We start from the raw sequence: 15216 nt of genomic DNA on the forward strand, positions 1-15216 counted from the left end.
TCAGGTATGGTTTTAAGGTGGCTCAAAAATACAGTTTATTTTCTTCTTTTGGTATGTATTTCTTGCACTGCTCAAGTTAGAACTGAATCTTCTTCTGAAGAAATTATCATAGCTGCCAATCGTACTGAAAGTTACCTTCCACTTTTAGAAGGAAAAAAGGTGGGTATCGTTGGAAATCAAACCTCAGTGATATTCAAACCTGAAGGACAACACATTCATCTGGTCGATTCACTTTTGAAACACAACGTTTCCGTAAAAAAAGTCTTTGCACCAGAACACGGTTTTCGTGGGACAGCGGATGCCGGAGAAATTATAAAAGATGGAATAGATACTAAAACGAGCTTACCCATTATCTCACTTTATGGCAACCAAAAGAAACCAAAACCAGAACATTTAGAGGATTTGGATATTATCATATTTGACATTCAGGATGTTGGCGCTAGGTTTTATACTTACATCTCCACTTTACATTATATTATGGAAGCTTGCGCTGAGAACAATATTAAGCTTTTAGTTTTGGACCGGCCAAATCCCAACGGTTATTATATTGATGGTCCAGTTCTGGAAAAAGAATTTAAAAGTTTTGTAGGCATGCACCCTATACCAGTTGTTCACGGATTAACGATTGGCGAATATGCTCAAATGATTAATAGGGAAAAATGGCTAAAGGACGGCGTCCAATGTGAGCTGAATGTAATCAAAATGGACAATTACAAGGTTGGCGAAGCTTACGATTTGCCTATTAAATCTTCCCCTAACCTACCAAACTCTAAGTCTATCAATTTGTATCCCAGTTTGTGTTTTTTTGAAGGAACCAACGTGAATGCAGGTCGTGGAACTTCGATGCAATTTCAAATTTTTGGATCACCTTTTTTGGACCCTTCTGTTTTTGATTATGAATTTACTCCAGTTCCCAACTCTGGTGCCAAATATCCAAAACATGAAAACCAACTTTGTTTTGGCAAAAACCTTCAAAATCATAAGGATCTTGATTATTTAAATTTGGACTGGCTGCTTCAGGCGTATCATCACACTCAGGACAAATCATCATTTTTCAACGATTTTTTTAATAAACTGGCAGGAAATTCGAGCTTGCAGCGGCAAATTCAGCAGGGAAAAACAGCAGAAAAAATAAGAGAAAGCTGGCAAACTGACTTGGAAGCTTATAAAGTCAAAATAAAGCCATATTTGCTTTATGATCGATGATTTTAGTGAACTGGTCAACCAGTTTACTAGTCTACCAGTTCACCAGTCCTCTATTCCACCAACTCCCCATTCAACTCCACCTGATACTGAATATCTACTGTAGCATCCAGCATTTTGGAGACTGAACAGTACTTTTCAAATGACAATTGAGCAGCACGTTTGGCCTTATTGGCAGGAATATCTCCTTTTAGTTTTACAAGCAGTTTAATCGTATGGAAAACTTTGGGATCGGTGTCGTTCCTAAAACCTTCTACCTCAACATTCAGATCTTTGACTTCATGGTTTTGCTTTTTCAAAATATGAAGAATATCGATACTACTGCAACCAGCTGTTCCCATCAAGATCAATTCCATCGGACTGGGAGCTTGCGGATTTGGTGCCGAAGAATTGTACAGTTCTATACTTTGGCCTGCAGCATTCTGAGCTTCAAAGTGCACGTCGCTATTCGGTTTTTTATGTAAGCTTACTTTCATGATTATGTAATTTTATACAAAACAAACGAATCTGGAGTATAAATCTGCTAAAAATAACATAATACAATTTAGAATGCTTCAAATTTATTATGTTTGCATTGAGGAAGGATTTGACTGATTGCAACCTCTTTTTAAAATGCTAAAGCAGTGCACAAATTAAAATATAGTCCTGTCAATTCCTTCCTTACGACTATAACTTTAAACATTACTTTATGTCTTATTTATTTACTTCAGAAAGTGTATCTGAAGGACACCCAGATAAAATCGCCGATCAAATTAGCGATGCCTTACTCGATTCGTTTTTAGCTTTTGATGAAACGTCTAAAGTCGCCTGCGAAACTCTAGTCACCACTGGCCAAGTGGTTTTAGCTGGAGAAGTGAGAAGTAACACTTATCTAGACGTGCAGCAAATCGCTAGAGACGTCATCAACGACATTGGCTATACCAAAGGAGAATACCAGTTTTCTGGAGATTCCTGTGGGGTTATTTCTTTAATTCATGAGCAATCCAAAGACATTTACCAGGGAGTCGACCGGGAATCTAAGGAAAGTCAAGGTGCCGGTGACCAGGGAATGATGTTTGGTTACGCTACCAACGAAACCGAAAATTACATGCCATTGGCATTGGATATTTCTCACAAACTACTTATCGAACTCGCCAAGCTTCGCAGAGAAAACGATGACATTACCTACTTACGACCAGATGCCAAGGCGCAAGTCACTATCGAATATTCCGATGACAACGTTCCTCAACGCATCGATACTATTGTGGTATCTACCCAACACGATGATTTTGACAGAGACGATACCATGCTCAATAAAATTGAAGGCGACATCAAGTCAATTTTGATTCCACGTGTCAAATCGCTTTTTACAGACGATATTCAGAAGTTATTTAACGACGACATTACTTACCACATTAACCCGACTGGTAAATTTGTGATTGGTGGACCTCACGGAGATGCGGGACTGACTGGTCGCAAAATTATTGTAGACACATACGGCGGTAAAGGTGCCCACGGTGGTGGTGCTTTTTCTGGAAAAGACCCGAGTAAAGTAGACCGTTCTGCAGCATATGCTGCCAGACACGTAGCCAAAAATATGGTTGCTGCAGGTATTGCTGACGAAGTGCTTGTCCAGGTGTCTTACGCTATTGGCGTGAGTGAACCGACTTCCATTTTGGTGAACACAACCAATAAACACATCGATATGAGCGATGGGGACATTGCCAGAAAAATAAGAGAGATTTTTGATATGCGTCCCGGAATGATCGAAGATCGCCTCAAGCTGCGTAACCCTATTTATCGAGAAACCGCCGCTTACGGCCACATGGGGAAAGAGCCTAGATTTGAAACCAAAATCTACCGCTCCGATTACTCTGGTGAAGTGCGCCGCGAAGTCGAATTGTTCACCTGGGAAAAACTGGATTACGTCGACCAATTGAAAGAAGCTTTTGAATTGTAGTTACTACTGAATTTAATATAAGTTGAATTTAAAGTATAACGACAATGAGCTTAAAGCTTAAACTAAATTGATGCAGCGTCCAGGTTGTTAGCCTTGTCCCAAAAGCACGGGATAAAGCTAACAAGCTCAACACGTAGGAGTAAACTAAGATGTCAGGGCTACGCCCCTTTTTTCATATTTTACAGCTCTTTATTACCAAAAATATCACAGCTAAAGCCCCTAATTCATCCTCATTAATCAAAATTTTTCTATGTATTGCTTTGTGAAAAACTTTGCGGGCTTTGCCTGAAAAAACATCTGTTTTAATTCGGGGATAGCGCCCAAAGATCTTAGCAACTGCTAATCGAGGGGGCAACGCACTGACATTTAAGTTGGGAAAAAGTCAATGAATAGACCAAAAAATTAATTAAACTTATAAACCACTTAAAACATGACCAACTTTAGTATTTTTTCAGATAAGGTTTTAAAAAAAAATCAAGCTTTAATAAAAGCAAGGTCTAAACTCTCTTGATGAGTTTTTATAATTTTACAAATTTCATCTGCTTTTTTATCATTTGTATCTATACCCAGGCAAGCTTTGTTATAAGGCTCATACATGTTTTTTTTGGTGACATTAAACAAGCCAACGGTTGGTATATTTGTAGATGCTGCTAAATGCATAATACCACAATCTCCAGTAATAAACACCGAGGTTTGAGAAATAAATGAAGCTAATTCTCTTATACTATTGCTGTAAAACGCAGGTATTTTAAAATCTAAAGAGGATACATTCTCTACTGGCAATGCTTCAATTATGTTGTGATTAGGATAATCTTTTTTCAGAGTTGTATAAAAATTATTCCACCACACTTTTGCAAAACATTTATTACCAGTAGCAAACGTGTATAAGCAAATTGTAGGCTTTTCTAAATCGACGTACTTAGCTAATATTTTTTTTCCTTGATTTAATTCTTCACTTGTCAGTTTAATTTCAATGTCAGGTAAGGGTTTACCTGTAAGGGGTTGCTTCAGAAAGTAACGCAAACTATAAATGGGGTATTTTGAAATATGTGATGCATTGGCTGCTTCGAAAAGATTCAACTCGCGTTCATAGCCAAAATATTTATAAGTTGATCTTGCTACCTTAGTAGACAAACGACCAGATGAAGAGGAGGCTTCGGCATTGATGACCAAGTCATATTTGTAGCGTTTCAACTTAAACCATGAGTTCAAATAACGACCTAGTTCATTAAAATGCTTTTTTGGTAAACTGATGATACGATCAACATAATCATAATTTTGAAATAGGATTTCTCCAAGATTACCTTTAAGAAATAAATCAATTTTGGCCTCAGGAAACTGCTGATGTACTTCTTTAACCAATGGAGTAATAAGCAATTGATTTCCAAGCCGATGGTTTGGACGTGTAATTAAAATACGCTTAATACCCCCTTGATCAGAAAGGCTTATACTTTGCTGTTTTAGCAAACTTTTGGTTATAGATTTTGTAGCCTTTTTTCGAAAAGCATTAATCTTTTTTTTAAAACTCAAAACATAACTAACTTAGGAATTTAATTAATGTTTAAATATACAAAAACTAAAATAAAAATTTTGAGTTTTTGTAAACTAATTATTTTGAAAATTGAAAGGAAAAAACCACCCCACACCTGTTAAATAAATTCCCGTCTAAATCCTTTTATTTGTACAAGCCTTTTTGATCACCTAACTTTACCTAAAATTTATACCTTATGAAACATTTCTCTACATTACTAGTTTTAGCAATTCTTCTTACAGGTTGCAAGCAGAACAACGAAAAATCTGAAGAGGGCTCTAGTTTAAAGGATTCTACAGAAGTGGGATCTGACAAAGAACTAAGTCTGCTTGATGAAATCGCCTACGCCAACGGTTACGAAAACTGGTCTACAGTCGATTCAATTTCTTATACCTTTAATGCTCAAAATGGAGATAATATTTCCAAACGCTCTTGGCAGTGGAAACCTAAAACTGGTGAAGTCACTATGAAAACTCAGGACACCACACTTACCTATAACAACACTAATTTTGAAGAAGAAGTTGCCTTTGCTGACCGTGGTTTTGTGAATGATAAATACTGGTTGTTATTTCCTTACAATTTGGTTTGGGATGAGAATTTTGATCATAAAGTAGCAGAGCAGGTAGAAGCACCCATTTCAGGTGAATTGATGCAGGAAATTGCCATCATGTATAACAATGATTCAGGTTATACTCCTGGTGACACTTATCATATTTATGTGGATGACAACAAAATAATAAGAGAATGGACGTATACACCAAGTGGAAGCGATAAACCAAGACTAGCAACTACCTGGGAAGATTACGAAGACTTTAAAGGCATCAAAATTGCAAAAATGCACGACACCAAAGAAGGCAATTTTAAAATCTTCTTTACTGACATTAGCGTAAATTAATCTATGCAGTACATCAATACCAAAGCTTTCGCGGAACAACAAGACCGCAACGATCCTTTAAATTCATTTAGAGATCAATTTCACTTTCCTGTGGATCAAAAAGGTAATCCCAAGATTTATCTCTGTGGTAATTCTTTGGGGTTACAACCTAAACAGACTTCAGCTTACGTCCAGCAGGAATTAGAGGATTGGGCCAAATTTGGAGTCGAAGGCCATACCGATGCGCAAAGTCCCTGGCTCACTTCTCATGAAGATTTAGCCAAGCCGATGGCTGAAATCATTGGCAGTCAGCCCGAAGAGGTCGTTATCATGAACACCCTGACCGTTAATCTCCACCTGATGATGGTCTCGTTTTATAAGCCAACCAATACAAAATTCAAAATCCTGATTGAAAGCGACGCTTTTCCTTCCGATAAATATGCTATAGGATCTCAATTAAAGTTTCATAACATCGACCCCAAGGAGGGTTTGATTCTCTGGAAACCTCGTAAAGGGGAACACCTCTGCCGACACGAAGATTTTGAGAGCTTAATAGACCTACATAAAGATGAGCTTTCTTTAGTGATGATTGGCAGTACCAATTATTACTCCGGGCAGGCATTCGATTTGGAGAGAATCGCCAAGCGGTGTCAGGAAGAAAACATCACCGTAGGCTTTGACCTGGCCCACGGTGCAGGAAATATTCAGCCGAATTTGCATGACATCGGCGCTGACTTTGCCGTGTGGTGCACTTATAAATACCTCAATTCTGGCCCTGGAAGTATTGGCGGGTGCTTTGTTCACGAAAAACATATTAAATCAACAACGATCGACAGGTTTGTAGGTTGGTGGGGACATAACAAAGACTCACGATTTAATATGAGAGTTGGTTTTGATCCAACACCGACAGCGGATGGCTGGCAATTGAGCAATCCACCAATTTTATCTCTGGCAGGAACACGTTCATCTTTAGACCTATTTGAAAAAGCTGGCTTTGATAACTTGAGAGAAAAATCAATCAAATTAACAGGTTTTCTTGAATTTCTAATTGACGAATTAAAAGATTCCAGCATTTCGATTTTAACCCCACGAAATGCTAGTGAACGTGGTTGCCAGTTGTCCATCCAAATGAAAAATGCCGATCGCTCTTTATTTGAAAAGCTCACTGCTAAAGGAGTGGTAGCAGACTGGCGGGAACCAGATGTGATTCGCATCGCTCCTGCTCCACTTTACAATTCATTTACAGATGTGTATGAATTTATACAACAATTAAAACACTGTCTTCATGACTAAAAAAGAACATATACTTATTATTGGTGCCGGCCTCTGCGGGTCTTTACTTGCTTTAAGGCTTACCCAATTAGGTTACCAAGTCACTCTTACTGAAAAGCGAGCAGATTTGCGAAAAGCAAAATTAGCCGCGGGACGTTCTATCAACTTGGCTTTATCGAACCGCGGATTAAAGGGTTTGAAACTTGTAGGTCTAGAAAAAGAAGTGGAAAGTCTCTGTATTCCTATGTATGGAAGAATGCTTCACAATCTTGAAGGAGAGTCACAACTTTCAAAATACAGCGGGCGCGACGGGGAATACATCAATTCCATTTCCCGAACTGGTCTGAACGCTTTACTTTTAGATAAGTTGGAAACTTATCCTAATGTTGAGATCAAATTTGAAGACACCTGCACCCACGTGAACCTCAAGCAAGCGAGTGCTAGCTTTAAGCCGGTAGCATCAAACCCGCCTGAATCAAGTAGTCGGGCAGGTTCAGAATATATTATACAAGCAGATTATATTATAGGAACAGATGGTGCGGGGTCTATGGTGAGAAAACAGATGGAACATGAACAAGGTTTTTTATTCAGTCATTCACAGGATTTCTTAACTCACGGATACAAAGAATTGACGTTTCCAGCAACTAAAAATGGAGGTTACGCATCCGAAAAAGGAGCTTTGCATATTTGGCCAAGGGGTGAAAATATGTTGATCGCTTTGCCAAACATGGATAAGAGTTTTACGGTGACTTTATTTCTAGCCTATGAAGGCGGTAAGTATAATTTTAATAATTTAACTTCTAAAGCTATTGTTGAAGAATACTTTAAAGAAGTTTATCCCGATGCTTACAAATTGATGCCACAATTAAAAACTGAATTTTTCGAAAACCCTACAGCGCCTTTGGGAACCATCCGTTGTTCACCATGGACTTATGGCAAAACACTGTTGATGGGTGATGCATCGCATGCAATTGTACCTTTTTACGGACAAGGCATGAATGCTTCTTTTGAAGATGTCGTAGAATTTGATAAGGCTCTAGTTGAATCTGATTTTGAATTTGAAAATGCTATCAACTTATTCAGCAAACACAGAAAACCTGATGCTGATGCAATTGCAGATTTGGCTTTGGATAATTTCCATGAAATGAAATCCCACACGGCTGATGAAGTCTTCTTAGCAAAACGAAAACTAGAGCTGGATTTTGAAAACCAATTCCCAAAAGATTACCATTCTAAATATTCATTGGTCACCTTCAGGGAAGACTTGCCCTATTCTAAAGCTATACGCCAAGGACGTGCGCAAGACTTGGTGATTCAAGAAATGTTAAGAAAAAACATTCTAAAACCTGAGATGAGTCTTGAAGAAAAACTAAATTTGGTCCGTGAAGTTTCCAAAAAAGCAGAGGAAAACGAATTGATTTTTGACCTTTAATTTATAGCCATGAAGTTATTAGACGGCAAAGCAGTCTCCAAAGAAATTCTAAAAAATGTAAAAGCGGATATCGATCATTACATCGATCAGAAACATTTGGGCTACAATTTATCCAGACCTAGCATTGCTATTGTGATGGTTGGGCACAATGCCGCTAGTGAATCTTATGTAAGAGGTAAGATTAAAGCGTGCGAACGTGCAGAGATCAATCATAAAATTATCCGTTTTGAAGATACTATTTCCACATTTGATTTGATTTCTGAAATCAAGATTTTAAATAAATCTCACTTTGATGGTTTTATCGTTCAGCTACCACTTCCTGATCATATTGACCCAAAACCGATTATCAACGAAATAAGTGCTTATAAAGATATTGATGGCTTTCACCCTCTGAATTTTGGAAAAATGGCTCTAGGCCAAAAGTCCATGCGGCCAGCCACAGCCTATGGAATCTTAAAACTTCTTCAGCATTATGACATCCCTACCAACAGTCAGCATGTTGTTGTGATAGGAAGATCTAACATTGTTGGCAAACCGATTGCCATCATGCTTGGTAACGATTTTGAGGTTGGACGTTCTACGGTGACGTCTTGTGATATCCACACTCCCAAAGAATTATTGATAGAAGAAGCTAAAAAAGCAGATATTGTTATTGTAGCTGTAGGTCAGCCAAACTTTTTGACGGCAGATATGATCAAAGAAGGAGCGGTCGTAATTGATGTCGGCATCAATAGACTGGAAACTGGCAAGTTAGTTGGAGATTGTAACTTTGAGGAGCTTTCCAAAAAGGCAAGCTACATCACTCCTGTTCCTGGTGGCGTAGGACCCATGACCATTGCTGGTTTAATTCTCAATACCTTTGAAGCCTGGAAGATGAAGAATTTGATTAACGAATGAATCTTGAGATTCCATATCTGAGATTTTAGATTCCGAGTAATTGAAACAAATTAAGACACATGAAAAAAAAGCTTAGAATCAACGGTCACTCTCACCTCTTACCCTATCCTGAAGAAATACCTGATTTCATGCGGGAAAAAGAGATTTTCTGGATCGATGAAGATAAAAAATTCATGCTCCAAAAGGGTTGGAAAAGACCAGTAACCGACTCCAGTTTCTTTCTAAATGAAAAACTTGACTGGATGGAGCGTTACGAAATCGATCATGCTGTCGTGCTCAATTTATCTCAACTCTATGGAAACGGTCTTCGTGTGGAAGAAATGAAAAAAGCTCTGCGTTTTCAAAATGACTTTAATGCAAAAATTCAACACGACAATCCTAAAAAATTCACCTGTGGCTTCGTAGTGCATCCCGGTTTCGTGCGTGGAGCCTTATGGGAAATTGAGCGCTGTGCTGAAGAGTTGGATTTAAAATTATTATGCTTGCCTACCCACTATATGGATAGTATTGGCACTTGGCGGTGTATTTTTGACGAAGAAAATGAGCCTATTTTTGAACTGGCCAGCAAATATAATCTGGCTGTGGAAATCCATCCTTACGATGGAGAAAAATTCATTAAACTTGAAAATACCTCCTGGCGATTTCATCTCATATGGATGTTGGCTCAATGCGCAGATGCTTATCATTTTTTAACTTTAAATGGTTATCCGGATAAATATCCAAATATGCGCGTGTGTTTTGCTCATGGCGGTCAGCTGGCCCAAATTAACCTTGGAAGACGCATACAAGGTTTTGATGGTAGACCGGATTTGTTTGAGGGGAAAGTTCACCCAAGAAAGTCTGTAGGCCATAAAAATATCTTCTTTGACACTTTAGTTCACGATACCCGATCACTAAAGTTACTTTTGGAAAATCAAAAAAGCTCTCAAATCATTGCTGGACTTGACGATCCCTACCCCCTTGGAGAAATGGAAAGTGAACCCCAATCCTCATATCCAGGCAAAATTCTGGATTTGGCTTTAGAACAAAAAGTCATCACCGAAGTAGAAAAAGACGAAATATGGTCGGATAACGTTCTTCAATGGCTGTTTGGGGATGATCAAAAGAAAAAAGAAGATTTAGTCAACAAGATCACTAGCTAATGGATTTTATCTCATCAAAGCTTCAAAATTATGTAGAAGCACATTCAGAAGACGAACCCGAATTACTTCAAAAATTAACTAAAGAAACCTGGCAAAAGGTACTTCAGCCAAGAATGCTAAGCGGTCACTATCAAGGCCGATTGTTGAGTTTGATTTCAAAGTTAGCTCACCCGACCTCTATTTTAGAAATTGGCACCTATACGGGTTACTCTGCATTAAGTCTAGCAGAAGGCCTTTCAGAAAAGGGAAAAATCCATACCATAGATCGCAATGAAGAGCTCTATGATTTACAACGAAAGTATTTTGATCTTAGCGGTTATGGAAATCGAATTTTTCAATATACTGGAGATGCAAAAAAAATAATTCCAAAAATTGATGCCGAATTTGATTTGGTTTTCATAGATGCCGATAAAATATCTTATCCCCGTTATTTTGAATTAATAATTAACAAGCTCAAACCTGGCGGGCTTATTCTATCCGACAATGTCTTATGGAGCGGTAAAGTTATTGAAAAGCTTAATCCTAAGGATAAAGACACAAAAGTTATACTGGAGTATAATTTACTGCTCAAAAACGATCCAAGAGTCGAAACCGTTTTATTACCCATAAGAGACGGACTTACGATATCAAGGAAAAAATAAAAATTGTGAAAAATTTTATTTTATTTAAAGTTTTATTCAGAACTAGAGTTAGTTATGTTAAATATATTTGATCAAAACTTCAGCTATCAAATTTTTATTCATCCTCTTTTTTTTAATTAATGTCCAAGTTGGGACAGCACAGGGCTATGACCTTTCTGGGACTGTGCTTGACGATACCAATCAACCCATTCCTGGGGTAAATATTATTATTGACGGTAGCAATAGAGGAACGGTAACCAACGAAAATGGAAAGTATTCGATAAAGCTTGCTAAGGGTAATTATACTATAAAAGTCACTTATCTAGGTTTTAAGACCGTTGAACAACAAATCACGTTCAATAATGACAAAACATTAAATTTCAATTTGGTTCCACAAACTGAGGATTTGCAAGAGGTTGTGGTCACAGATAATATTGAAGGCATCAATATAAGAGATCCGGAAATGAGTGTGAGTAAACTTGATGCCTCAAGTATTAAGAAAATTCCAGTGGTCTTTGGTGAGGTTGATGTCATTCAGTCTTTACTCCAACTCCCTGGTGTTTCTAATGCTGGTGAAGGAGCTTCTGGATTCAACGTTAGAGGTGGAGCGACCGATCAAAATTTGATTTTGATAGATGATGCTTTAATTTACAACTCCTCCCACCTTTTTGGTTTTTTCTCCATCTTCAATCCGGATGCTGTCAAAAACCTAAAACTTTACAAGGGTGGTATTCCCGCCAACTACGGAGGACGTGTATCCTCTGTTTTAGATATTAAGCAAAAGACAGGAAACACTCAAAAGCTAAAAGGAGAAGGAGGAATTGGAGTTATCTCCAGTAAACTCACTTTGGAAGGACCTATCCAAAAAGACAAAAGTTCCTTCCTAGTCAGTGGAAGAGGGACTTATGCGCATTTATTCCTGAAACTAACAGACAATTCCAATTCTGCTTATTTTTACGACTTAAATACTAAACTGAATTTCAATATTGACGAGAAAAATACGCTGAGCTTTTCCGGTTACTACGGTTTAGATTACGTCAATATCAATGACAGTTTTACTAATATTTATGGTAACGCCTTTGGAATTTTGGACTGGGAACACAAATTCAATGAAAATATAAATTCAAACTTGAATTTTTCTTACAGCCAATACAACTACGAACTGGATTTAGCTCTGGTAGGTTTCAATTTTCAAAATAGCATTTCCAATTTTGATTTGAGTTATCAAATTAATCATACTATCAACCCAAATCTAGATCTATCTTATGGTTTGAGCAGCATTCAGTATACCATAAATCCTGGTGAAATCGTACCTACGACAGCAGATTCTGGAGTCAATCCAAGAAAATTGAATAATAAATACGCTTTTGATAATGCGGCTTTTTTATCTGTAAATCAATCTTTGAGCGACAAAATTAATATTCAATACGGATTAAGAGTGAGTGCATTTTTAAGAATGGAAGACGAGTCCATCGACATCTATGCCAATAACAATCCGCTTTTATACGACGAAAATCGAAGCATTTACGCCGAAGCAACTCCTACGGAAACCATTGGTGGTAACACATCACGTGTCAACGAAAGCTTTATTAATTTGGAACCAAGAGCTGGAATTTCTTACCTCATAGACGACAACACTTCTATAAAAGCAAGTTACAACCGCATGGTTCAAAACCTGCATTTGCTTTCCAATACCTCATCTCCTACTCCATTTGACGTGTGGACTCCTAGTGGTACTTACATCAAACCACAAAAGCTGGATCAATTCGCTTTTGGCTACTTCAAGGATTTTGAAAATATTCCCTTCACCTTAGAAACTGAGGTTTTTTATAAAACCATCGACAACAGAATTGACTATATAGACGGGGCTAACCTCATTGCCAATGAAGCTATAGAACGGGTGATCCTCAATGGAGAGGGCCGAGCTTATGGACTTGAGTTTTATTTCAAAAAGAATACTGGAAGACTTACTGGCTGGTTATCCTATACCTTATCGAGAAGTGAACAGCGCACACCAGGTCGCACGCCAAATGAAATCGGAATTAATAACGGAGATTGGTACCTCAATGGTTATGACAAAACGCACGATGTGTCTTTAACTAGCAGCTATGAGCTTAATGAAAAATGGCAGATTAACAGCAATTTTGTGTTACAAACTGGTCGTCCAGTGAATTTTCCTGTTGGACAATTTGAATTTCAGGATCTAAATATTCCAGTTTTTGAAGGTAGAAATTTGAATAGACTGCCAACGTTTCACAGACTTGACCTTTCTGCAACCTATACTCCAGAAAAGAAAAACAAAAGTTGGTCATCCTCATGGAATTTTGGTATTTACAATGTTTATAATCGAAGAAACGCCGCGTCGTTAAATTTTGAGCAGAATACAACCACAGGGCAAAATGAAGCGGTAAGATTTTCTATCTTCGGAATAGTTCCATCTGTTAGTTATAGTTTTAAATTTTAAATGATGAGAAAATTCTTTATTTTACTTGGTCTTGTAAGCTTGTTATCCGCTTGTGAAGATGTGGTAGAAGTAAATCTGGAAGAAGCACAGCCAAGACTTATTGTGGATGCTATACTGAGTTGGGAAAAAGGCACTGATGGAGCAAATCAATCCATAAAGCTGAGTCGTACTCGCGGTTTTTTTGAGCAAGAACCCAATCCGGTTTCTGGAGCAAGTATAGCGGTAAATAATAGTTCTGGTAAAGAATTTATTTTTGAAGAAGTAACTTCAGGTGAATATGCTACTGATAACTTTGAACCAGAACTAAATGAACTTTATAGTTTAACTATAGAACTTGATGGCAGCGTCTATACCGCAGAAGAAAATCTGAAACCTGTAGTTGCAATAGATTCCATAGAACAAAATGATGAAGGTGGTTTTTCTGGTGAAGACATCGAACTAAAAGCATTCTACAAAGATCCCGAAGGTGTTGAGAATTATTATTTATTCAAGTTTTTCACTCCTTTTCTTGCCTTCCCAGACTTTAGTGTTTTCGATGATGAATTCAATGATGGCAATAGAATATTTGGATTATTTTCGGAAGAAGACTTAGAGCCAGGAATGGAAATAGGTATACAAATTCATGGAATTTCCAGAGAGTACTATAACTTTTTGGAAATACTTCTTGCCCAAGCTGGTAGCGCAGGGGGTCCTTTTGAAACTCAACCGGCTACTGTAAGAGGAAACATCAAGAATGAAAATGATTCTGAAGAATTAATTTTTGGTTATTTTGGACTTTCAGAAGTAGATGAAGTCATTTATACCATTCAATAATGAGCAAATCATTTGAAAAAATAACAGAACAGTCTTCCAAATACAGACATTTAGAAACAATGTCAACTCGTGAACTTTTAACCAATATCAATACTGAAGATAAATTGGTCCCGCTCGCAGTTCAAAAGGAAATTCAAACCATTGAAGGCTTAGTTGAAGTGATCGTAAAGCAAATTCAGAAGGGAGGAAAATTATTTTACATCGGAGCAGGAACCAGCGGAAGATTAGGAATTTTGGACGCCAGTGAATGTCCACCAACCTTCGGAATTCCTGCAGAATTAGTCAACGGACTCATTGCTGGCGGTGACAAAGCCATCAGAAAAGCGGTAGAACATGCCGAAGATGATACTGAACAGGCCTGGCAAGATCTCAAGGAGCATGATATCCAGAAAGATGATGTGGTCATAGGTATTGCAGCTTCTGGAACTACACCTTATGTGATTGGTGGATTGGAAGCTTGCCAAAAGCAGGGAATAATTACTGGCGGCATTGTTTGTAATCCAAATTCCCCGATTTCAAAAGTATCTGATTATCCTATTGAAGTAATTGTAGGGCCGGAATTTGTAACAGGAAGTTCCAGAATGAAAGCTGGAACCGCTCAAAAATTAGTGCTCAATATGATTTCAACTTCTGTCATGATTAAACTAGGCAGAGTCAAGGATAATAAGATGGTGGATATGCAACTAAGCAATGCAAAACTAAAACAACGTGGAAGCCTTCTAATTGCTGAGGCTTTGAATATTTCAGAAGAGAAAGCAGATGAGTTATTAAAAATTCATGGAAGTGTAAGAAAAGCTATTGATCATGAAGCACACCAATAAAGACACTTTAGCCAAAGGCGTAAAATATCTGGCTGGTGCTTTACCACTCATATTCATTGGCCCTTCAATTTTATATAGTGCCTTCAACAATCAAGACAAAGCTTTATACTGGCCAATTTTAATTATTGGAATTCTAATGAGTTTTGGAGCTATTTTCCTAATCTTTAAAGGAATAATGACGCTATTAAAAGCTTTATTTGACGAATAA

At 37.7% G+C, this 15216-nt stretch carries 14 protein-coding genes; 12 read left to right on the forward strand and 2 right to left on the reverse strand.

Annotated elements, in window-relative coordinates:
- Positions 1-6: 6 nt before the first annotated feature.
- Positions 7-1206 carry an exo-beta-N-acetylmuramidase NamZ family protein gene (locus LB449_RS07395; RefSeq protein ID WP_224454460.1) on the forward strand — a complete coding sequence of 400 codons (1200 nt, stop codon included), beginning with the start codon at positions 7-9 and terminating at the stop codon, positions 1204-1206.
- Positions 1207-1256: 50 nt separating this feature from the next.
- Here the strand turns inward: LB449_RS07395 and LB449_RS07400 are convergent, their stop codons facing one another.
- Positions 1257-1679, reverse strand: a complete 423-nt coding sequence (locus LB449_RS07400) for an OsmC family protein (RefSeq protein ID WP_224454461.1) — start codon at positions 1677-1679, stop codon at positions 1257-1259.
- Between the two features lie 212 nt (positions 1680-1891).
- On the opposite strand from LB449_RS07400, the gene metK reads away from it, so the two are divergent.
- A complete protein-coding gene (gene metK / locus LB449_RS07405; protein WP_224454462.1) occupies positions 1892-3142 on the forward strand; it encodes a methionine adenosyltransferase in 1251 nt (416 codons plus the stop codon).
- Between the two features lie 474 nt (positions 3143-3616).
- Here the strand turns inward: metK and LB449_RS07410 are convergent, their stop codons facing one another.
- Positions 3617-4672, reverse strand: a complete 1056-nt coding sequence (locus LB449_RS07410; protein ID WP_224454463.1) for a glycosyltransferase family 9 protein — start codon at positions 4670-4672, stop codon at positions 3617-3619.
- A gap of 197 nt (positions 4673-4869) precedes the next feature.
- Here LB449_RS07410 and LB449_RS07415 point away from each other — a divergent pair, with 197 nt between their 5' ends.
- The 10 genes from LB449_RS07415 to LB449_RS07460 all read left to right on the forward strand — a co-directional run bounded on the left by LB449_RS07415 (position 4870) and on the right by LB449_RS07460 (position 15216).
- Positions 4870-5568, forward strand: coding sequence for a hypothetical protein (locus LB449_RS07415; protein ID WP_224454464.1), 699 nt, complete (start codon positions 4870-4872; stop codon positions 5566-5568).
- A 3-nt stretch (positions 5569-5571) separates the two neighbouring features.
- Positions 5572-6840: a kynureninase gene (kynU, locus tag LB449_RS07420; protein ID WP_224454465.1), complete on the forward strand. Its 1269-nt coding sequence runs from the start codon at positions 5572-5574 to the stop codon at positions 6838-6840.
- Positions 6833-8251 (forward strand): FAD-dependent oxidoreductase, encoded by a 1419-nt coding sequence (locus LB449_RS07425; RefSeq protein ID WP_224454466.1) that lies wholly within the window; start codon positions 6833-6835, stop codon positions 8249-8251. Before kynU ends, LB449_RS07425 begins: the two co-directional genes overlap by 8 nt.
- 9 nt (positions 8252-8260) lie before the next feature.
- Positions 8261-9148 carry a bifunctional 5,10-methylenetetrahydrofolate dehydrogenase/5,10-methenyltetrahydrofolate cyclohydrolase gene (locus LB449_RS07430; protein ID WP_224454467.1) on the forward strand — a complete coding sequence of 296 codons (888 nt, stop codon included), beginning with the start codon at positions 8261-8263 and terminating at the stop codon, positions 9146-9148.
- 59 nt (positions 9149-9207) lie between these two features.
- Positions 9208-10290, forward strand: a complete 1083-nt coding sequence (locus LB449_RS07435) for an amidohydrolase family protein (protein ID WP_224454468.1) — start codon at positions 9208-9210, stop codon at positions 10288-10290.
- The gene (locus LB449_RS07440; protein WP_224454469.1) at positions 10290-10931 is read left to right on the forward strand and encodes an O-methyltransferase; all 642 of its coding nucleotides are present in this window, start codon (positions 10290-10292) and stop codon (positions 10929-10931) included. Before LB449_RS07435 ends, LB449_RS07440 begins: the two co-directional genes overlap by 1 nt.
- A gap of 67 nt (positions 10932-10998) precedes the next feature.
- Positions 10999-13374 carry a TonB-dependent receptor gene (locus LB449_RS07445; RefSeq protein WP_224454470.1) on the forward strand — a complete coding sequence of 792 codons (2376 nt, stop codon included), beginning with the start codon at positions 10999-11001 and terminating at the stop codon, positions 13372-13374.
- Positions 13375-13377: 3 nt separating this feature from the next.
- On the forward strand, positions 13378-14187 hold the full coding sequence (locus LB449_RS07450; RefSeq protein WP_224454471.1) for a DUF4249 domain-containing protein: 810 nt from the start codon (positions 13378-13380) through the stop codon (positions 14185-14187).
- Positions 14187-15008, forward strand: coding sequence for an N-acetylmuramic acid 6-phosphate etherase (gene murQ / locus LB449_RS07455; RefSeq protein WP_224454472.1), 822 nt, complete (start codon positions 14187-14189; stop codon positions 15006-15008). Before LB449_RS07450 ends, murQ begins: the two co-directional genes overlap by 1 nt.
- Positions 14992-15216, forward strand: coding sequence for a DUF6095 family protein (locus LB449_RS07460; RefSeq protein ID WP_224454473.1), 225 nt, complete (start codon positions 14992-14994; stop codon positions 15214-15216). The genes murQ and LB449_RS07460 overlap by 17 nt, the downstream gene beginning before the upstream one ends.

Source organism: Psychroflexus lacisalsi (assembly GCF_020164495.1).
GTDB lineage: Bacteria > Bacteroidota > Bacteroidia > Flavobacteriales > Flavobacteriaceae > Psychroflexus > Psychroflexus lacisalsi.